At 70.2% G+C, this 19,253-nt stretch carries 16 protein-coding genes and 1 pseudogene; 3 read left to right on the forward strand and 14 right to left on the reverse strand.

Annotated features, from left to right (window positions below; all coding sequences use genetic code 11):
- Positions 1–14: 14 nt before the first annotated feature.
- The 8 genes from FHS08_RS07825 to FHS08_RS07860 all read right to left on the reverse strand — a co-directional run bounded on the left by FHS08_RS07825 (position 15) and on the right by FHS08_RS07860 (position 7,531).
- Positions 15–1,325: a kynureninase gene (locus FHS08_RS07825; RefSeq protein WP_167037585.1), complete on the reverse strand. Its 1,311-nt coding sequence runs from the start codon at positions 1,323–1,325 to the stop codon at positions 15–17.
- A complete protein-coding gene (locus FHS08_RS07830; protein WP_167037588.1) occupies positions 1,315–2,292 on the reverse strand; it encodes an amidohydrolase family protein in 978 nt (325 codons plus the stop codon). Before FHS08_RS07830 ends, FHS08_RS07825 begins: the two co-directional genes overlap by 11 nt.
- Positions 2,289–3,173, reverse strand: a complete 885-nt coding sequence (gene kynA, locus FHS08_RS07835; RefSeq protein WP_167037591.1) for a tryptophan 2,3-dioxygenase — start codon at positions 3,171–3,173, stop codon at positions 2,289–2,291. Before kynA ends, FHS08_RS07830 begins: the two co-directional genes overlap by 4 nt.
- A 59-nt stretch (positions 3,174–3,232) precedes the next feature.
- Positions 3,233–3,478 (reverse strand): acyl carrier protein, encoded by a 246-nt coding sequence (locus FHS08_RS07840; RefSeq protein ID WP_167037594.1) that lies wholly within the window; start codon positions 3,476–3,478, stop codon positions 3,233–3,235.
- A gap of 23 nt (positions 3,479–3,501) precedes the next feature.
- The gene (locus tag FHS08_RS07845) at positions 3,502–4,734 is read right to left on the reverse strand and encodes a pyridoxal-dependent decarboxylase, exosortase A system-associated (protein WP_167037597.1); all 1,233 of its coding nucleotides are present in this window, start codon (positions 4,732–4,734) and stop codon (positions 3,502–3,504) included.
- Positions 4,731–6,287, reverse strand: coding sequence for an acyl-CoA ligase (AMP-forming), exosortase A system-associated (locus tag FHS08_RS07850; RefSeq protein WP_167037600.1), 1,557 nt, complete (start codon positions 6,285–6,287; stop codon positions 4,731–4,733). The genes FHS08_RS07845 and FHS08_RS07850 overlap by 4 nt, the downstream gene beginning before the upstream one ends.
- Before the next feature lie 8 nt (positions 6,288–6,295).
- Positions 6,296–7,135, reverse strand: coding sequence for a hypothetical protein (locus FHS08_RS07855; protein ID WP_167037603.1), 840 nt, complete (start codon positions 7,133–7,135; stop codon positions 6,296–6,298).
- A 129-nt stretch (positions 7,136–7,264) separates the two neighbouring features.
- Positions 7,265–7,531: a glutaredoxin family protein gene (locus FHS08_RS07860; RefSeq protein WP_167037606.1), complete on the reverse strand. Its 267-nt coding sequence runs from the start codon at positions 7,529–7,531 to the stop codon at positions 7,265–7,267.
- Between the two features lie 180 nt (positions 7,532–7,711).
- On the opposite strand from FHS08_RS07860, the gene FHS08_RS07865 reads away from it, so the two are divergent.
- Complete coding sequence (locus tag FHS08_RS07865; RefSeq protein WP_167039746.1) at positions 7,712–8,863, forward strand: glycosyltransferase; 1,152 nt, start codon at positions 7,712–7,714, stop codon at positions 8,861–8,863.
- Positions 8,864–8,920: 57 nt separating this feature from the next.
- On the opposite strand, the gene FHS08_RS07870 is transcribed toward FHS08_RS07865, so the two are convergent.
- Entirely contained in the window at positions 8,921–10,147 is a 1,227-nt protein-coding gene (locus tag FHS08_RS07870) for a glycosyltransferase 87 family protein (RefSeq protein WP_167037609.1), read from the reverse strand.
- Between the two features lie 245 nt (positions 10,148–10,392).
- Here FHS08_RS07870 and FHS08_RS07875 point away from each other — a divergent pair, with 245 nt between their 5' ends.
- Positions 10,393–11,895 (forward strand): glycosyltransferase 87 family protein, encoded by a 1,503-nt coding sequence (locus tag FHS08_RS07875; RefSeq protein WP_167037612.1) that lies wholly within the window; start codon positions 10,393–10,395, stop codon positions 11,893–11,895.
- 41 nt (positions 11,896–11,936) lie between these two features.
- On the opposite strand, the gene FHS08_RS07880 is transcribed toward FHS08_RS07875, so the two are convergent.
- The 3 genes from FHS08_RS07880 to FHS08_RS07890 form a co-directional block, all read right to left on the reverse strand.
- A complete protein-coding gene (locus FHS08_RS07880; protein WP_167037615.1) occupies positions 11,937–13,358 on the reverse strand; it encodes a UbiA family prenyltransferase in 1,422 nt (473 codons plus the stop codon).
- A 49-nt stretch (positions 13,359–13,407) separates the two neighbouring features.
- Complete coding sequence (locus tag FHS08_RS07885; protein WP_167037618.1) at positions 13,408–13,890, reverse strand: GtrA family protein; 483 nt, start codon at positions 13,888–13,890, stop codon at positions 13,408–13,410.
- Positions 13,891–13,983: 93 nt separating this feature from the next.
- Positions 13,984–15,183: a glycosyltransferase family 87 protein gene (locus FHS08_RS07890; RefSeq protein WP_167037621.1), complete on the reverse strand. Its 1,200-nt coding sequence runs from the start codon at positions 15,181–15,183 to the stop codon at positions 13,984–13,986.
- Between the two features lie 184 nt (positions 15,184–15,367).
- On the opposite strand from FHS08_RS07890, the gene FHS08_RS17255 reads away from it, so the two are divergent.
- Positions 15,368–16,267, forward strand: a complete 900-nt coding sequence (locus tag FHS08_RS17255) for a phosphatase PAP2 family protein (RefSeq protein WP_341800360.1) — start codon at positions 15,368–15,370, stop codon at positions 16,265–16,267.
- Positions 16,268–16,283: 16 nt separating this feature from the next.
- Here the strand turns inward: FHS08_RS17255 and FHS08_RS07895 are convergent.
- Positions 16,284–17,204 (reverse strand): annotated as a pseudogene (locus tag FHS08_RS07895) (acyltransferase family protein); the annotation flags it as partial.
- A gap of 78 nt (positions 17,205–17,282) precedes the next feature.
- Positions 17,283–19,139 (reverse strand): ATP-binding cassette domain-containing protein, encoded by a 1,857-nt coding sequence (locus tag FHS08_RS07900; protein WP_167037627.1) that lies wholly within the window; start codon positions 19,137–19,139, stop codon positions 17,283–17,285.
- Positions 19,140–19,253 lie beyond the last annotated feature (114 nt).

The following is a 19,253-nucleotide window of genomic DNA, read 5'->3' on the forward strand; positions in this document are numbered from 1 at the left end:
GGCGGTGCCGGGGCTCAGGCCCCCGTGATCTCGCGGAGCGCGACCGATACGGCGTGCAGGCCGTGGAGCGTCTCGAGGAAGCTCGTCGACAGCGGTGAGAGGCCGATGCGCAGGCCTCCCGGATCGCGGTAGTCGGGGATCACGTCGCGCGACCACAGCAGCGCCGTGACGTCGCGCATCGCGGGGTGGGAGAGGGTCACGTGCCCGCCGCGCAGCGCGGCATCGCGCGGAGAGGCGACCTCCACGCCGAGCGGCGCGAGCAGGGCGTCGGACACCCGCACGGCGAAGCCCGTGAGCGCGATCGACTTCGCGCGTATCGCCGGGACGCCGGCCTCCGCGATCATGGCGAGCGAGTCCTGCATCGCGAGCATCCCGAGGATCGGAGGCGTCCCCGACAGGAATCGCCGCATGCCCGTCGCGGGGAGATACGCCGGCCCCATCGCGAACACGTCGGCGGCGCCCATCCACCCCTGGATCGGCTGGCGGAGGAATGCCTGGCGCCGCGCCGCCACGTACGCGAAGGCGGGCGATCCCGGGCCGCCGCTGAGGTACTTGTACGTGCACCCGACCGCGAGGTCGAACCCCCACGCATCCGCCTCGACGGGCACAGACCCGGCCGAATGGCACAGGTCCCACAGGACGAGCGCGCCCGCGTCGTGTGCGGTGCGGGTGAGGGCGGCGGCATCCGTCAGGTAGCCCGAGCGGTACGCGACGTGGCTCAGGAGCACGACCGCCGTCTCGGGGCCGACGACCGCGGCGAGCGCGTCCGCGTCGACGCCCATGGCGTGATCGTCGCCGCGCCCGCTCGAGGCCGCACCGGCCCGGCCCGCGGAGCCTCCGGGCGTGTGCGCCGAGTCGATCCAGCGCACGCGGCCGCCGCGCTCGGCGGCGATGCCCTCGACAAGATAGCGGTCGGTCGGGAACTCGTCGCGGTCGACCACGATCTCGACGCGGGCCGGATCTGCGGCGAGCTGGGCGTCGAAGGCGCAGCGCAGGAGCTTGTAGAGGAGCACCGTCGTCGAGTCCCCGACGACGGTCTGCCCCGGCGCGGCGCCGATGACCCAGCGCCCGATCGCGTCGCCGATCTCGAACGGGAGGTCCATCCACGACTCGTCCCAGCCGCGGATCAGGCGGCCGCCCCACTCGTCTGTCACGAACCGCGACAGACGATCCGCCGTCGCCTTCGGCGGCCTGCCGAGCGAGTTCCCGTCGAAGTAGACGAGCCACGCCGAGGAGTCGGTCCCGACGAACAGGTCGCGGTATCGGGCGAGCGGATCCGCGCGGTCGAGGTCGATCGCCTCGGCCGCCCACGGGTCAGACGTCATCGCGGATCAGCTCCTCGTCGGGCACGACCGTCGCACGCGAGAGCCACGCGGGGACCTCGTCGAGCGTGCGGGGCGCCGGCCCCGGGATGAACGTCGCGATCGCCGTCGCCTGCTCGCGGCGGGGCCACGGGTCCGTCAGCGCGGCGACGAGGGCCGCGCCGCGCAGGCCCGCGGCATCCATCGCCGAGAGCTCGTCGACCTGGACGCCGGGCACCCGCTCGCCGTTGCCGAGGTCCGTGCCGTACAGCACGGCCCCGCCCGCCGCGACGAAGGCCGCGAGGTTCGCGATCGCACGCTCGCGATCGCCGTCGCCGTGGATCGCGACCGTCGGGATCCAGCGCTGACCGCTCGCGACCGCCTCCCCGATCTCCGCAGGCGACAGCGTCTCCGAGAACGGCGCGTGGGCGAGGGCGTCGACGCCCGCGTCGAGGGCGCGACGGGCCATCCCCATCCCCTCGACGTGCGCGACGACGGGGCGCCCGCGCGTCCGCGCCGCCGCGACGACGGCGCTCAGGGTCGCGGGGTCGAGCACGGGCCCGGCAGCGGCGTTCAGGGCCACCTTGACGACGGATGCCCCGAAGACGGCCTGCTCGTCGACGGCGGTCGCCGCACCGCCCGCGGCACCGGCGTGGAGCGTCGCGTCCGACACCTCGCGCGCGATCTCCGCGGGGGCCCAGGGTCTGCCGATCGGATAGCCGCCCGGCGCCGTCAGGATCGCGCCCGCGTAGGCGACGCGGGGGAAGCCGTCCTTCGGCAGGCGGGCGAGGGCGACGGGATCGCCGCCCAGGTCGAGGACGCCCGCGATGCCGCCCGCGGGGAGGGCATGTGCGTCGATGAGGTGCAGATGCACGTGGTGGTCGACGAACGGGGGAAGGGCGACGCCGTGCTCGCCGGTCAGGGCGCGACGGCAGGGCGCGGCATCCTGACCCACGAGGTCGCGCAGCGCGAACGGGTCGATGTGCGTCATCCCGCTCGGCCCCCTGGAGCCGCGTCCTCGAGCTCGGTCCTCACGGCGAACAGCTCGGGGAAGAACGTCAGCTCGAGCGCGCGCTGCAGGAACGGCACGCCGCTCGAACCGCCCGTGCCGACCTTGAAGCCGATGATGCGCTCGACCGTCTTGAGGTGCCGGAACCGCCAGAGCTGGAAGTTGTCCTCGAGGTCGACGAGCTCCTCGCAGGTCTCGTACGCGGCCCAGTGCTGCGCCGGATCCTCGTAGATCGCGGCGAAGATCGGCACGAGCCCGGGCGTGAACTCCCACGCCTTCGTGACGTCGCGGCCGAGCACGGCATCCGGGATCGGGTAGCCGGCGCGCGCGAGCATGCGCAGGAACTCGTCGTAGAGGCTCGGGGCCTCGAGCGCGGCCCGCACGAGAGCGAGGTTCTCGGGCTCGGCCTGGAAGACCCTGAGCATGCCGGCGTTCTTGTTGCCGAGCGTGAACTCGACGGCACGGTACTGCGCCGACTGGAATCCGCTGGCGTTCCCGAGCACGCCGCGGAACTGGGCGTACTCCGCGGGGGTCAGGGTCGCGAGCACCGACCACTGCTCGGTCAGCGTCCTCTGGATGTGCTTGACCCGCGCGATGCACTTGAGCGCAGGCGCGAGCTGATCGTCGCGCAGCAGCCGGCACGCCGCCGACAGCTCGTGGAGCACGAGCTTGAGCCACAGCTCGGTCGTCTGGTGCTGCACGATGAACAGCAGCTCGTCGTGGTGCTCGGGATCGGAGAGCGGATGCTGCGCCGCGAGCAGCGTGTCCAGCTCGAGGTACCCGCCATAGCTCATGCGGTGCGAGAAGTCGGTGACGACCGACCCCTCGATCGCCCGGGTGTTGCGCGCGACGCCCTCTCCCACGGGCCAAGCCTAGTGAGAGAGGCCCGCAGCGTCAGTCCCCCGCTCGCAGCGCTCCGATGTCACAGGCGGCTGTCGACGAGCGCTGCGAGGGTGCCGATGGACTCGAAGGCGTCGCCCGAGACGTCGTCGGGGTCGAAGACGAAGCCGAAGCGGTCTTCCAGCGCGGCGATCAGCTCGAGGACCGCGAGGGAGTCGAGCTCGGGCAGCGCTCCGAACAGCCTGGTGTCGGCGTCGAGGGTTCGCACGTCCAGCTCGAGGACGTGCGCGACGACCTCCGAGACCCGGCCGACAGTCGTGTCCGTCATCATCTCTTCCTCTTCTCTCTCGTTCAGACGACCATCTCGGCGGCGTCAGGGTGACTCAGGAATCGCGTGGGGCTGGCGGTGAGGCCGTACGCGCCCGCGTGGAAGATCGCGACGAGGTCGCCGACGTCGACCGCAGGCAGCGCCACGTTGCGCCCCAGGAGGTCGAGCGGCGTGCAGGAGCATCCGACGATCTCGGCCTCCTCCGCGTCGTGCGCTTCGCCCGCGTGCGTCGCGCTCACGATGGGGAAGTTCCGGCGGATGACCTGCCCGAAGCTTCCCGCCGCCGCGAGCTGGTGATGCAGGCCGCCGTCGACGACGAGGAACGTCTTTCCTCGTGAGACCTTCTTGTCGATGATGCGGGTCACGTAGACGCCGACGGGCCCGACGATGTAGCGGCCGAGCTCGACGACGAACGTCGCACCGCCGAGCCCCGCCTCGCGGCCTTCCCGGACCGAGACGGCGAGCGCGTCTCCGACGGCGTCGACGTCGAGCGCCTCGTCGGCGTCGAAGTACGGGATGCCGAAGCCGCCGCCGATGTTGACGTACCGCACGGGCTCGGGCGCCCCCCGTGCCAGCTCCGCGATCAGCCGGATCGTCTCCCGCTGGGCCTCGATGAGCGCGTCAGCGATGAGGTTCTGGGATCCCGCGAAGAGGTGGAAGCCGACGAACTCGGCGTCGGCCTCGCCGATCTCGGGGAGGATCTCGGGCACCTCCTCGGCGTCGATGCCGAACTGCTGCGGTCCGCCCGCCATCCGCATTCCCGACCCCTTCACGCCGAACGGGGGATTGATCCGGACCGCGACCCTCGGTCGGACGCCGACGTCTGAGGCGACCGCGACGGCGCGGCGCAGCTCTCGGCGCGACTCGAGCTCGATCGTGACGCCCGCGGCGATGGCCGCCCTGAGCTCGTCGTCGGTCTTGCCGGGCCCCGCGAAGCTGATGCGGTCGGCTCGCGTGGGGGTGTCCAGCGCTACGCGCATCTCGGCGGCCGAGGCGACGTCGAAGCGATCGACGAGCGGGGACAGATGCTGCACGATCGCGGGCATCGGGTTCGCCTTGACGGCGTAGCTCAACTGGACATCGTCCGGGAGCGCGTGACGGAGCCGCCCCACGCGTGCAGTGAGCTGCGAGCGGTCATAGGCGAACAGCGGAGTTCCGCCGGCTCGCAGCGCGAGGAGGGACACGCGGGTTCCGCCGACCCCGAGCTCGCCGTCCTCGACGCCGAAGCTTCTCACCAGGTCCTCGATGTTGCTCATCCGTGCTCCTCACGCAGTCGCGCCCTGTCGTACTTTCCGTTCGGGTTGCGGGGAAGGTCGTCGACCGCGACGACGACCTCGGGGACCATGAAGCCCGGGAGCTCGACGCGCAGCGCCGCACGCAGTGCGGTCACGTCGACCGGCGCTCCCGCACGCGCCACGATCATCACGATCCGCTGCCCGACGGCGGGATCGTCTCGTCCCAGCGCGACCGCCTCCGTGACGAGGCCCGTCGACAGGGCCGCCTCTTCGAGCTCCGTCGGGCTGATCCGGTAGCCCGAGTGCTTGATCATCTCGTCGGCACGCGCGACGAAGAAGAGGTAGCCGTCCTCGTCGCGCACGACGGTGTCGCCCGACCAGACCGCCCGCTCCGGGATCCTCCACGCGGCGGCCTGCGAGCCGGGCGGCCACGGGCGGAACCGCTCCGCCGTGCGCTGCGGATCGTTCCAGTAGCCGAGGGCGACGAGGGCGCCGCGGTGCACGAGCTCTCCGGGCTCTCCCGGGTCGCACTCCGTTCCGTCGGCTCGCAGCACGAGGACCTCGGCGTTCGGGATGGCGCGTCCGATCGAGTCAGGTCGGCGATCCACCTCGCCGGGCGGCAGATACGTCGACCGGAACGCCTCCGTGAGGCCGTACATGAGGAAGACATCGGTGTGCGGAAGCTGTCGGCGCAGACGGTCGAGGGTCGCGCGCGGCAGTCGGCCTCCCGTCGTCGCGATGCGCCGCAGCGACATCGTCGCGGGGGACCAGTCCTGCTCGGCGAGCTGGCTCCACAGCGGCGGCACCCCGGTGATGGCTGTGACGCCGTGGCGCACGCACGTGGCGACGACATCGCGCGGAAGGAGATAGTTGATCAGCACGACGTGGGCTCCGGCCGCGAAGCCCGTCGTGAGCTGGCTCAGGCCCGCGTCGAAGCTCAGGGGGAGAACCGCGAGGATGACGTCGTCCTGCGTGTTCCCGAGGTAGGTGTTGACGCTCTCGGCGCCCGCCAGGAGGTTCCGATGCGTCAGCGCGACCCCTTTGGGGCTGCCCGTGCTGCCGGACGTGTAGATGATCGCGGCGAGATCCGAGTCGATGACGTCGGGCAGCCGCGTCGCGGGGGAGTCGGCAAGGGGCCAGGAGTGCACCGCGAGCCGCCCGTCCTCGGTGGCGGCATCCGAACCGAGCAGGATCACATGCGCGAGGGGTGAGCCGTCCGGGAGAGCAGACCCGAGGGCGGCCCAGCGCTCGACCGAGGTGACGAGCACGGTCGCGCCGCTGTCGCCCACGATGTGTGCGACCTGTCTGGGCTTGAGCACGGGGTTGACGGGCACGAACGCGGCTCCGGCCGCCGCGATGCCGAAGAGCGCCACGACCGTCTCGAGCCGCTTCTCGAGGAACACCGCGACGCGGTCGCCGCGCTCGAGCGGGAGTGCGACGAGGGCGCGAGCGAGTCGATCGGCGGCGTCGGCGAGCTCCGCATAGGCGAGTGCGCCGGCCGGCGCGGAGAGTGCGATCCGATCGGGTGCGCTGTGGGCGGCGATCCTGAGCAGCTCTGCGATCGAGGAAGGCATCGGCGGTCCTACCTCGCCCAGATGAGTGGGCTGTAGAGCTCGTCCAGCTCGCTCTCGGGAACGTGCGCGCTCTTGAACTGGCGGGGCACGGACGGTGCCGCGCGTGCCCAGGGCACGGGGCCGCCGATCGTGCGCAGCTCCGCCACGGTGAACAGCGATCGATGCCGCAGCAGCACGTGCCACAGCACGCGTGACAGCGAGGCGCGGAAGACCGGGATGTCGCTCACATGGAGCAGGCGAGCCCGTGACAGTCGTCCGGGCGAGGCCCGGTGGACGATGTGGCTCGTCTTCGCGCCGTCGACGACGACGAGCTGCGCGATGCCGGGAATCCCCTGATGATCGCGGAAGACTCTGGCGTCGCGACCGCGCAGGGTGGCGGCGATCCGCTCGGGATCCGTGATGATCCTGACCCCGCGGCGCAGGGCGGGCGGCCGCAGGTTCCAGATGCTGAGCGCCCGCGTGTCCATGTCGTCGAACCCGAATCGGCGATTGATCGGGCGGACCTGGGGGAAGGGGCTGTAGTCGGTGAACACGTCGACGTCCTGCGCGAGAAGCGCGCGGAACAGGAGGAGGCTCTGGAGGCGGTACGGCTCCTGGACATGCCACGAGCCGAGATGGCAGACCGTGTGTCCGTCGCGGGTGTCGCCGTAGGTGGCCAGGAACACGCCGGCGACGATCCCGTCATCCCTCCGCAGCTGGAATCCGAGGTTGGGCGGACTCGAGTCCGACGCCCATCGGAGCGCGTCCTTCCACTGCTGCGGCGAGCGCAGGCTGTCGCCCGTGGCGACCAGGTACTCGGCGATCGCGTCGATGTCCGACACGGTCACGGGTACGACCGTTGCAGTCATTCGACCACTCCCCAGCGGTGGACGCCCGGCGAGCGGGCGACACTATGACGCCTTCATCGTACGAAAACGAGGGAGATCGCGATAGGCCCGTCTCGCGTCCGCGGCGGACGACCGGCGCGCGCCCCTGCGTCAGATCAGGGCGAGCTCCCGCAGCTTCGACTCGACGTCCGCGTTCGACGGCTCGACGTGATGCGTCGAGTCGGGGTAGACGACGACGGGGATGTTCGTGCGGCCCGAGATCTCGCGTGCGACGTCCGCGGCGGCGGGCTCGGCGACGAGGTCGACGTAGTCGTATGCGACGCCCAGCTCGTCGAGCTGCTTCTTCGTGCGGATGCAGTCGCGGCACCAGTCGGCGCCGAACATCGTGATCGTCGCGGTCGAGTCAGGAGAGGTCATGCCTCCATTCTCGTGCATGAATCGTGGGGGAACGCTGAGCGGACGCGTGCACGCCGGCGCGCCGCGTATACCGCACGAGCGCGATCCTGTTCGCCCGTGCGTTTCGCCGCGGGGCCATGACGTGCGACCATTTACAGAAGTCGGCATGGGGACCGACCGGATCGGCGACAGGGGACCGTCATCGAACTTTCCATCATCGTGCCGACGTTCAACGAGGCACCCAACGTCGCGGAGCTCGTCCGTCGCGTCGCCCTCGCCGTCGAGGGCGTCGACGCCGAGATCATCTTCGTCGACGACAGCACCGACGACACCCCCGACGTCGTCCGGCAGGTGGCGGCATCCGCCCCTCTTCCCGTGCGGCTCATCCACCGTGACGAGAAGACCGGAGGCCTCGGGGGCGCCGTCGTCGAGGGGTTCGCGGCCGCGGCATCCGACTCGTGCCTCGTCATGGACGGCGACCTGCAGCATCCGCCCGAGAAGATCCCCGAGATGGTCGAGCGTCTGAGCCGAGGCGACGTCGACGTCGTCGTCGCGTCGCGCTACGCCGGGGGAGGAACCGCGAGCGGACTCGCCGATCGCACCCGCGTGCTGGTCTCGAAGGTGTCGACGGCTGTGACGAAGGCGATGTTCCCCGTCAAACTGCGCGATGTCACCGACCCGATGACGGGCTTCTTCCTCGCCGACCGGCGTGTCATCGACCTCGATGGGCTGAAGCCCCGCGGGTTCAAGATCCTTCTCGAGATCCTCGCCCGCAGGGCTTTCCGCATCGCGGAGGTGCCGTTCGACTTCGCCGACCGTCACGCGGGCGAGTCGAAGGCGTCGCTGCGCCAGGGCATGCACTTCCTCACGCAGCTCGCGGCGCTGCGCTTCGGCAAGATGTCGATGTTCGCCGTCATCGGCGGGCTCGGAGCCCTCGCCAACGTCCTCATCGTGTGGGTGCTGACGATGCTCGGCGTCAACTACATCGTCGCGGCCGTCATCGCGGCCGAGGTGACGATCGTCGGCAACTTCCTGCTCATCGAGCGGTTCGTCTTCCAGGACATGCGCGGGCAGGCGTCGGGCGCGTGGTCGCGCTTCGCGAAGTCGTTCGGGTTCAACAACGCCGAAGCCGTCATCCGCATCCCCATCGTCGCGCTCATGGTCGAGTCGGGGCACATCTCGAGCGTCATCGCGACCGCGATCACGCTCGTCGTCGCGTTCTTCGTGCGGTTCGTGTTCCACTCGCTCGTCGTGTACGCGCCGCGCAAGGCCGACAAGGACGCCAAGCCCTCGCCGGTCCGCGACGCGATCGAAGACCTCGACCGCCAGGCGATCCAGCCGGGCGAGCTCTAGAGGCGGCGCCCGATCAGGCGACGCAGGCGCCGTCGCACTCGCGCAGTCGGACGGTGGTCAGGCGACGGCCGCCGGATCCGACGCCTGCGTCGCGCTCGACGACACCTGCGGCGTGCGGCGTGCGGCCGCGAGGACGGATGCCGCGATCGCGGCGATCCCGACGGCCATCACGAGCAGGTAGTGCCACGGGGAGCTGCCTCCCACCTCGTTGACGGGCGTGAGCCGGAAGGTCACCACCCAGAAGAGGCCGAGCAGCGCGACCATGACGACAGACGTCCACCGCCGCCGGTCGCTGAGCGCGTGCGCCGCCCACACCCACAGGAGCGGAAGCACGAGCAGCCGGTAGGACAGGTGGGACAGCGGGAGCAGGAGCGTGACGGCGGCGACGAGGTTCCACATCGAGAGGGAGTCGTCGCCCGGACGCCACAGGATGAGCGCGATCAGCGCGATCACCCCGATCGCGAGCGCCCACGAGATGATCGCGCCCAGGACGGGCGCCTCGACGAGCGGCTCGATGTTGCCGGAGTCGGTGAACAGGTGGCCGCCGATGCCCCACACGGAGAACGGGACGAGGTCGAGCCGGCTGATGACGAGCGACTTCTCGAACGCCTCCACGAGCGTGGCGGGTCCCGATACGAGCGCGACGACGAGCAGGCCCACGGCACCGGTCGCGACTGCGGCGACGACGGACCACGCCCTGCGGGGCGCTCCACGCCGGAGGAGCCACAGCCCGATCATCGCGGGCCACGTCTTCAGCAGGGCTGCGAGAGCGAGCGCCACCCCTGACAGCGCGGACTGCCGGAACGAGGCGAGCAGCACCGCGAGCGCCAGCAGCAGCATCAGGAAGAAGTCCGTCTGGCCCAGCCACTGCTGGATCACCGTGACCTGGTTGTACATGATCGTGACCAGACCCAGGCCCCATACGAGGGGAGCCCGCCAGCCCTTCAGAGCGCCGCGAAGCGCGACGACCGTCGCGGTCACCGCGCCCCACGCCGATGCGATCGACGCGGCCGTCCAGGGCACGATCGCGGCGTCGAAGTCCGGGAACAGCAGGAGGATCCACGCCAGGAAGGGAAGGTACGTGTACTCCGGCGCCTCGTAGACGCTTCGCCCGGCGCGCGCGTGATCGGCGGCATCGACGAACGTCCGCAGATCGATTCCGAGCACGGCGAGTCCCGACACGGCGTCGTTGAACCGGATGACGCTCAGAGTGAGTGCGACCGCCACGACGACGACCCACAGCGTCACGACCGTGACGCGTGCATAGAGCTGCTTCCGTTCCACTCGAGACCCCCCAGAGATCCGTGCCGGCTGCGAGCCGCGTACGACAACACCCTAGGTGAATCGTCTCGCCGGGGATGCCCCGACCTCGTCCAGGCCGTGCAAGGGTCGTTTCGGCGTCCAGCCGGGCACTAGTCTTGATCCGGTCCGAGCTCACGAACCGAAATGCACCTGATGGCCGACCTCTCGCGTACGACCACCGCCGCGGTTCGCCGTCGCCGTGCCCCTCGCCGTCGAAGGTCTCTGCGGTGACGGGCGGCGTCCTGGCCGCGGCCGCGGGCGGGTCGGAGCCCCTCGCCGGACCGATCGTGGTGGCGCTGCTCGTCATGATCATCGTCGCCTGCGCTGTCGCGATCACGATCGTCTGGCGCTGGATGCCGCGGAGGATCGTCGAGCTCGTCCCGCAGCTCGCAGACGCGTCCGCGCTGCTGCAGGCGCGCGTGTGGGCGACGTTCGTCCTCGTCGCAACGATCATCGGCGCGGTCCCGATCCTCCTGGCGAGGAGGGAGAGCACTCTGGGCTACGCGCTCCGGGCTCTTCGACCGACGGAGATCGGCGATTCGTGGGCTCCCATGTTCGAAGCACTGGACAGTCTTGTCCACCGACCCGGAGTGCCCGTCTACGATGCCGTCTGGGAGACCGGGTACAAGTTCCAGTACCCGCTCATGTCCGTGCTGCCGGTGGATCCACTCATCAGGTTCTTCGGCATGGACAGGGAGGCGTTCCACGCGAGTCTCAACGTCGCGTCGTGGATCGCGTTCGCGGTGCTCGGTGCACTCACCGCGGTGCTGTGGGCGCGGCTGCACGGTCCGCGAGACGCCGCGTTCTGGCAGGTCGTGCCACCGCGATCGCTCATCGTGCTGGCACCGGCCGGCATCCTCGGCGCCATGGTGTTCTTCCCCATCACGCGCGGTCTTCACCTCGGGCAGATCCAGACGACGCTGACGGTGCTCGTCGGCATCTCGCTGCTCGCATGGTGCACGGGCAACAAGGTCGTCGCGGGCATCGCACTCGCGCTGTGCTGCATCGTCAAGCCGCAGTGGGTGATCATCGCCCTGTGGGCGCTCCTGCGGCGCGAGTGGCGCTTCGTCATCGCAGGCGTGGTCACGGCGGGCGCGGCATTCGCCCTCTCGATCGTCGTCTACGGGGTGGAGCAGGTGCTCAGCTATGCCGACCTGCTCCTGCGCCTGGGATCCAGCGGTGAGACGTTCTACGCCAACCAGTCCGTGAACGGGCTGCTCAACCGCTTGCTCTTCAACGGCGAGAGCCTTCACTTCAGCCACTCCGAGCTCGCCCCCGACCACCCCGTCGTGGCGGCGGGCACCGCGATCTCGGTCGTGGTGATCCTCCTGTTCGCGCTGCTGTGGCGGGTGCGATCGTCGCCCACGACGCTCGATCTGTCGACCGCGGTTCTCAGCCTCACGATCGCCGCCCCGATCGCGTGGGAGCACCACTACGGCGTCGCCTACGCCGTGTTCGCGGTCCTGATGGTCGCGCAGTTCCGGGAGGGCAGCCCCGGGCGACCCGTCATCGTCTTCACCGGGATCGCCTATGTGCTGATCAGCCAGAACCTCTTCCCGATCGTGAACGCCACGCATGACTCGGGGTGGAACATCCTGCAGTCGTACATGTTCTTCGGCGGCATCATCCTGCTCGCGCTCCTGTACGTCCAGTCCGCCCGCGCGCAGTCCGTCGAGCTCCCCGCGCGCCGGATCTCGGTGCCCGCGCCGATCGGAGACCCCGCCGCATAGCGCGCGCCGCGCCCCCGTCGGGTCGCTGTGAGGAGAACGCGCTAATTGCCGATCAGGGTGGCGCCGAGCCAGACGAGCGCCAGCAGCCCGATCACGAGAAGGCTGATCGGGCTGCGCACGGCGTAGACGAGCGGATCGTCATGCATCTCGCCGCGGATCGTGACGAGCCAGGCCCGCGCGACCCAGTAGAGCAGGAGCGGCACCGCGATCCACAGGAGCTGCGGGATCGCGTACTCGGCGAAGCTTCCGCTCGAGTCGAGGTAGAGGATGAAGACCAGGATCGCGATGAGGTTCGACGCGACCCCGAGCGCCATCACGAGGTCCGAGTCGTCGCGCCCGTACCCGCGCGCCCGCCCGATGCTGCCCGACTGGTACAGCTCCGCGTAGCGCTTGATGAGCGCCAGGCCGAAGAAGAAGAACACGGAGAAGGCCAGGAGCCAGACGGTGGGCACGACCGAGATCGCGATGCAGCCGGCGACGAGCCTCCACGTGTAGAGGAGGGCGAGGACGGTGACGTCGATCATCGGCTTGCGCTTGAGCCACAGCGAGTAGAGGTTCGTCGCGACGACGTACGCGATCAGCGTGACCAGCAGCAGGAGGTTGACGGAGGCTGCGATGGCCAGCGCGCCGATGGCGAGCAGCACGCCGACGACGGCCGCCTGCGGTATCGGGATGACTCCTGCCGCGATCGGCCGGTTGCGCTTGCTCGGGTGGGCGCGGTCGGCGTCGAGGTCCGCGAGGTCGTTCCAGATGTAGACGGCGGACGCCATCAGCGAGAACGCAGTGAAGGCGAGGACGGAGTGCAGCAGCGAGGAGCCGTCGATCAGCTCGTGGGATGTCAGCAGCGGCACGAACACGAGCAGGTTCTTGGCCCATTGATGCACCCGCAGCTGCTTGACCCACGCTCGGCCGAGTGAGACCCGCGACGTCGTGAGATGGGTCGTCGGGATGCCGAGGAGCGCCAGTCTGCGGTTCACGGCCGGTGTGGTGTCGACCGCGATCGCTCCGGCGGACGCGCGCCACACGTCGAGATCGGCCTCGCTGTCGCCCGCATAGGTCCACGGGCGCTCGCCCTGCTGCTGCTGGATCGACGCGGCCTTCTGCGACGACTTCTGATTCGGTCCGCCGGACTCGGTCGCGATGACCGAGTCGAAGATGCCGAGGTGTTCGGCGACGTGATGCGCGTAGCGCGATGCCGCGGCGGTGGCGAGGACGAGCTCTGCGCCGTTGCTCTTCCGCGTCTCGAGCTCGTCCAGGACCTCCTTTTTGTAGGGGAGGAGCGTCGTTGTCAGCGGCACACGCTCCGCCAGCCTCGTCTTGAGGGTCACGGGCCCCTTGAGGGCCCACCACGCGACGCGGACGGCGCCGAGCGGCGTCCGAAGCGTGTGTCGGATGGCTGCCTCCCACAGGAGGTCGCCTCGGATCAGGGTTCCGTCCAGATCGACGGCGATCGTCTCGGGCATGGGTCTCCGCGGTGCTCGGTCGGGCAGGTGGTCGATCTCGGACGCCGGACTACTCAAGGCTCGCCCCGTCATGTGGAGGGTCGGGATGCAGGGGCTCGGGTCGCGCCACGAAGACCCACTTCGTGTAGACGACGTACCTGAACGCCGTGGCCACCGCCTGCCCGATGACCGTGCCCCACAGATTGTCCGACGCGATGTCGTCGAGGCCGAGGATCGTGCGCGAGAACCAGAGGCATCCCATGTGGAGGACCACCGCCACCGCGTTCGCCGCGATGAAGCGGCCGACCTCCGCCGTCGACAGGGGAGCGGGGCGGTCGCGATAGGTCCACAGCTTGTTGCCCACGTACGAGACCGCGAGGCTCGTGAGCAGCGAGATCGCCTTGGCGACGAGCGGGTACTCGAAGAGGGGTCCCTCGCCGCCCCAGAACACCAGTGCGTTGTAGAGGACCGCGTCGACGACGAAGCCGACGAGCCCGATGACGAGGAACTGTGATCCGCGGCGCAGGTGGCGCGTGACAAACCCGGCCCGCACGATAGACGTCCCCCCGATCCGCCGTGAGAGGGCAAGCGTACCGTGTGGGGTCGAGCGCTCCGCGTCGTCCGTCGCGCGCACAGGCGCCATGGGCTAGGCCCGCCGATCGGCGGGGAGCGCCCCCGCGCCGCCCCGCAGCGCGGCGGCGGCGACCGACACCCCCAGCGTGAGGAACGCGACGACCATGATCGCGATGTACTGCGTCGGAGCCCCGGCATCCTGATTGTCCAGAGCGGGGAGGCGGAAGGTGGAGAGCCAGAACACGACGCTGACGACCGCCGCCGACACGATCCAGGGATCCTTCGGGCGTCGCATCGCGTAGGCGATCCACACCCAGACGAGAGGCAGCATCAGGAGCCGGTACCACAGGTGGGAGACCGGAAGGAGCAGCACGAGCGCCGACGCGACGTTCCACATCGCGAGCGAGTCGGTGCCGGGCCGCAGCAGCGCGACGACGAGCGCTGCGCACACCGCGAGCGCGAGCGCCCACGCGACGACGGTGCCGAGCAGGGGCGCGTCGACGAGCGGATCGACGACGCCGGAGTCGGCGAAGAGGTGACGCCCGACTCCCCAGACCGAGTAGGCGAGGAGCTGCTGCTCGCTGAAGTCCTGCGTGCGCGCGATCCACTCGCCGAGCGTCTGCGGACCGGCGACGATGACGACGACGAGGATGGCCACGAGACCCGTCGAGATCGCGGCGATGAGGGAGCGCCAGCGGTGAGGAGCCCCCCGGCGCAGGAGCCACAGCCCCATCCCGGCGGGCCACGTCTTCAATGCGGCGCCGATGCCGAGCACGACGCCCGACAGCGCGCTCTGACGCAGGGAGGCGAACAGGACGGCGAGGGCCGTCGTCAGCAGGATGAACGTGTCGTTCTGGCCGAGCCAGAACTCGAGCGAGATGACCGTGCTGTACAGGCTCGTGAAGATGCCGACACCCGCGACGACCGGTCGCTGCCACGGGCGCAGCGACCCCCAGAGCGTCGCCGTGACGGCCGCGACGGCTCCCCAGCAGGCGAGCAGCGACGCGATCGTCCACGGGCCGACCGCCTCGGCGACGCTCGAGAAGGGCAGCAGCGCCCACGCGATGAAGGGCAGGTACACGTATGCGGGGGCGTCGTAGACGCTGCCCCCCTCGCGGACGTGGGCGCTCGCCTCGAGGAACGTGCCGAGGTCTATCCCCGTGTCGCCCGCGATGGCGTCGCGATACCGCTGATAGCTGAGGACCAGGCCGATCGCGATCGCGATGCCCCAGAGCACGATCGTGGTCGCCCGCGTACGCCGAGTATCGCTCATGGCCGTGTCCTCCCCAGAACGACGACGGATGCTGTCGCCGGCAAGCGGCAGGTTACCGCATCCTCGCTACACTGAGGTTCCTGCCGACGCGGGACGCGGCGGTGACTGGGGAAGCGATGGGACGCGACGACCGATCGTCCGCGCGCCGACGGCGTGCCGGGCCGGGACGAGCGGCGCCGCCGACATGACCGGGGTGGGCTCGAGATCCGTTCGCAGCGCCCTGTTCGCGGTCGCCCTCGCGACCGTGTACGCGCTCGCCGTGCTGACTCCGGTCGGGCAGGGACTCGACCAGATGAGCCTCGGGCTTCACGAGTGGATGGGCGCGTGGGCGGTGCCGCTGGGTGCCGCACGCACACCCGTGCTGCTGCTGAGCCTGCTCGGCGCCGGCATCGCGATCCTGCGCGCGCTCGTCGCCCGGCGGGTCGCCCCCGCGCTCACGGCGGCCGCGGCGATCCTCGTGATCGCGCTTCTGAACCCGCTTCTGCGCGACGTCGTGCTCGTCCGCCCCCGGTACTTCGACGACGCGGGCTTCGCCTCGAACACCTTCCCGAGCGGGCATGTCGCGCTGACGGTCGCCGCGTGCGTCGCGATCGTCGCGCTCGCGGCGCGTCCCCTGCCCGGCGACGTGGTCGGGCTCCTCGGCCTGGTCCCCCTCGTCGTCGCCGTCGGCTCGGTCGCGGGCTTCGCCCATCGCGTCGGCGACGTCGTCGGCGGGGCCCTCCTGGCCGGATGCCTCACCCAGTGGATCGCCGGAACGGGCATCCCCGCACCTGCGAGAAGGCGGGCGGCCGTCGTCGCGGCCGTCGCGACGGCCGTGATCGTCTCTCTCGCAGGCCTCGCGCTGCTGCTCGCCCGATGGGGTGCGAGCCATGCCGGCGCCGCGCTCTACGGCGTCGCGATCGTCGCCGTCTCGGCTGCGGCGATCGCCGCGGTCATGGCTGCGGCTCCCCGACCTCCTGCTGCGGCTCCTGGGACTGCTGGGGCTCCGACGCGCTCGGGGGCGTCCCCTGAGCCGGCCGCGGCAGGTGAAGCCACGCAGGCCGATCGAACAGACCGGGAACCCGGCCGATCAGACGGTAGCTGAGCAGACTCGTCGGAATCGCGATCGCCGTCAGCGCAGGGATCACGAACGGCACGAGCACCGATGGGAACACGGGGATGAGAGAGAGCAGGTAGTACGCGAGCGCAAGCACGTAGAAGTGCTGCAGATAGACGGGAAGCGTCCGCGATCCGAGCTTCACGAGCCAGCCGAACCCGGGGACGTGCGTGAGCAGGATCGCGGCGCTGCACCCCGCGAGGATCGAGAGGGAGCTCAGCGTGAACCACATCGGGAGCGTGCCCTCCCAGCCGAACCTTCTCGCGGCCAGAGTCAGGACGGCGTACACGGCGGGCGCGATGAACAGTGTAGGCATGCGGATGCGGGGAACGATCGCGACCAGTCGCGGGCCGAGGAAGACCGCAAGCAGGAAGAAGAAGAAGTACTCCCCGACCTTCGTCCACTCGGACGATCCGAACCAGATGACCTCGGCGTGGAACAGGAGCGACAGGACGGCGGCACCTGTCAGCTGGAGCCAGACGGGCAGGCGCCTGATGCACCACGCGACGAGGAAGTACACGATGAGCGCGTAGATGAACCACGTCGCCGGGTTCGGCTGGATGATCATGAGCGGCAGCGGCCACCAGCCGGGCGCCCCCGTCTCGGCCACGAACGGGAAGAGCTGGGCGGCGAACACGCCGATCGTCGACCAGAGCAGATAGAGCCAGATCAGGCGGAAGAGGCGATCGTCGATCAGCCGCGGCAGGGTCTTCGCGAGGGCGCGAGACGAGAAGATCCCGGCCGTGAAGAAGAACAATGGCATCCGGAAGGTCTCGAGCGTCGAGAAGTAGCCGAGCCATTTCCAGTCGGGGATCGCGCTGAAGTCGTCGAACGTGGCGTGCAGGAAGACGACCAGGATGATCGCGATGCCCTTCGCGGCATCCACCCATGCTTCACGAGGCTTGCCCACAGACGACGTCCCCATAGCCAGCACCCCCAGCCGGGCCTCCCACAGGCCCGCGGCTCGATCATAGGGCGGATCCGGACCGTTGACGACGTCGGATCAACGCCCGTCCTCGTCGCGGTTCTCGCGCGTGCTCGATTCGTCGGGCAGATAGGCCGCAGCCTGGAGGCGGAAGAGCTCGGCGTAGACGCCGTCGGCCGACATGAGCTCGTCGTGCGTGCCAGATTCCGCGATGCGCCCTTCGTCGAGCACGTAGATCCGGTCGGCGTTGCGCACGGTCGAGAACCTGTGCGAGATGACGATCGCGGAGCGCCCCTCGAGCGAGTCGCGCAGCGAGGAGAACAGCTCGAACTCGGCGCGGGGATCGAGGGCTGCCGAGGGCTCGTCGAGCACGACGAGGGGGGCGTCCCGGTAGAACGCACGCGCGATCGCGACACGCTGCCACTGCCCTCCCGACAGGTCGCTGCCTCCTTCGAAGAGCCGCGTGAGGGGCGTGTCGTAGCCGGCGGGCAGGGCGGAGAGGAAGGCGTCGGCCCCGGATGCCGCAGCCGCTGCGCGCACGCGCTCCTCGTCCGGCTCTCGCTCTGGACGGCCGAAGGCGATGTTGGTGCGGCCGTCCAGCGCGTACCGGACGAAGTCCTGGAAGATGACCGCGGTGCTCGCCCGCACGGCGCCCGCCGGCAGGTGCGCGACATCCGTCCCGTCCCACTCGACGCGGCCCGCATCGAGCGGGTAGAGCCCCGCCATGATCTTCGCGAGGGTCGTCTTGCCCGACCCGTTCTCGCCGACGAGCGCGACGACCTCGCCGCGCCCGATCCTCATGCTGACGCCGTCGATCGCGGGGGTCTCGCGGCCGGGATACGTGAACGCGACGTCGTGGGCTTCGATCGACGTGAACTCGAGCGGCTCCGCGGCCGCGTCGGCATCCGGATCGGCGGGCGACAGCGCGACGAACGCGTCCATGTCGTCGATGAACAGCCCGGACTCGAAGATCGTCTGGATGCCTCCTGTGAGCGACTGGACCTGAGAGGCCAGCATCCGGACCGCCACGAGGGCTGCTCCCGCGGACGCGACGTTCAGGCCGCCGATCGAGATCAGCCAGACGAGGATCAGCAGGGTCGCCCCGAGGACGACCGCCGAGACCAGCTGCCCTGCGACGTTGAGCGCGCCGCGCCCGCGCAGGTGGACGGTGAGGTCCGCGAGATAGCGCGCATAGAGCGCGTCGAACCGCGCACGGAGGTTGCCTGCCAGGCCGAACGCGCGCACCTCCTTCGCCTCGTCGCGTCCCGTGAGGAGGATCGCGGCGTACTGGCGGCGACGCAGCGCCTGCGTCTGAGCGACGTTGAAGCGGAACTCGAGCCGGCTCTCGGTGCGGCTCGTGAACAGCAGGGGGGCGGCGCTCAGGAGCAGCAGGGGCAGGAGCACGGGGTTGAACGTGGCGAGGGTGAGCGCGAGCCCCGTTCCCGCCGCTGCCGCGCCGATGCAGGACACGACGCCGTTCGTGACGAGGAACGGCCGCGTCAGGGCGGACGTGCGCACGCGGTCGAGCCGGTCGAAGAACTCGGGCGACTCGAACTGCCGCAGGCTCACTCGGGTCGACACGTCGAGCACCCGCTGCCACATGGCACGTGCGACCGACTCGCCGACGTATCGGCCGAGCGACCCCTGGATCGAGCCGCCGACGGCGCTCGCTGCCGTGAGGGCGGCCAGTGCGACGACCGCGGCGACGAGGGAGGCGGGCGACGATCCGCCCGCGCCGACCTCGAGGATCCCGTCCAACACCCACTGGACGGCGAGGACCTGAAGCGCGAGCAGGCTCGCACCGACGAGCTGGAGCACGAGCAGCCACACGAAGGGCCCCCGCGCGGCGGACCACACGAGCGACAGGCTGAATCCGATGAGACGGACGAGCCGTCCGGCGCTCTTGCGCGAGCGCCCCGGCTCCGTGTTCTGCACATGAGGAGCGTACTCGGCCCCCGATCGGGAGCCTCCGCCGGCATTCGACACGAGCGATACCTCATCGTGATCGAAGAGTGTGGTAAGCGACTGATAGCCTGCATCTGGCCGCCA

This window comes from Microbacterium ulmi, assembly GCF_011759705.1.
GTDB lineage: Bacteria > Actinomycetota > Actinomycetes > Actinomycetales > Microbacteriaceae > Microbacterium > Microbacterium ulmi.

Bases quoted from the DNA above. Each gene is read 5' to 3' on its own strand.
- FHS08_RS07825 (WP_167037585.1), bottom strand. From the start codon at position 1,325: ATGACGTCTGACCCGTGGGCGGCCGAGGCGATCGACCTCGACCGCGCG.
- FHS08_RS07830 (WP_167037588.1), bottom strand. From the start codon at position 2,292: ATGACGCACATCGACCCGTTCGCGCTGCGCGACCTCGTGGGTCAGGAT.
- FHS08_RS07840 (WP_167037594.1), bottom strand. From the start codon at position 3,478: ATGACGGACACGACTGTCGGCCGGGTCTCGGAGGTCGTCGCGCACGTC.
- FHS08_RS07845 (WP_167037597.1), bottom strand. From the start codon at position 4,734: ATGAGCAACATCGAGGACCTGGTGAGAAGCTTCGGCGTCGAGGACGGC.
- FHS08_RS07850 (WP_167037600.1), bottom strand. From the start codon at position 6,287: ATGCCTTCCTCGATCGCAGAGCTGCTCAGGATCGCCGCCCACAGCGCA.
- FHS08_RS07855 (WP_167037603.1), bottom strand. From the start codon at position 7,135: ATGACTGCAACGGTCGTACCCGTGACCGTGTCGGACATCGACGCGATC.
- FHS08_RS07860 (WP_167037606.1), bottom strand. From the start codon at position 7,531: ATGACCTCTCCTGACTCGACCGCGACGATCACGATGTTCGGCGCCGAC.
- FHS08_RS07880 (WP_167037615.1), bottom strand. From the start codon at position 13,358: ATGCCCGAGACGATCGCCGTCGATCTGGACGGAACCCTGATCCGAGGC.
- FHS08_RS07890 (WP_167037621.1), bottom strand. From the start codon at position 15,183: ATGAGCGATACTCGGCGTACGCGGGCGACCACGATCGTGCTCTGGGGC.
- FHS08_RS17255 (WP_341800360.1), top strand. From the start codon at position 15,368: ATGACCGGGGTGGGCTCGAGATCCGTTCGCAGCGCCCTGTTCGCGGTC.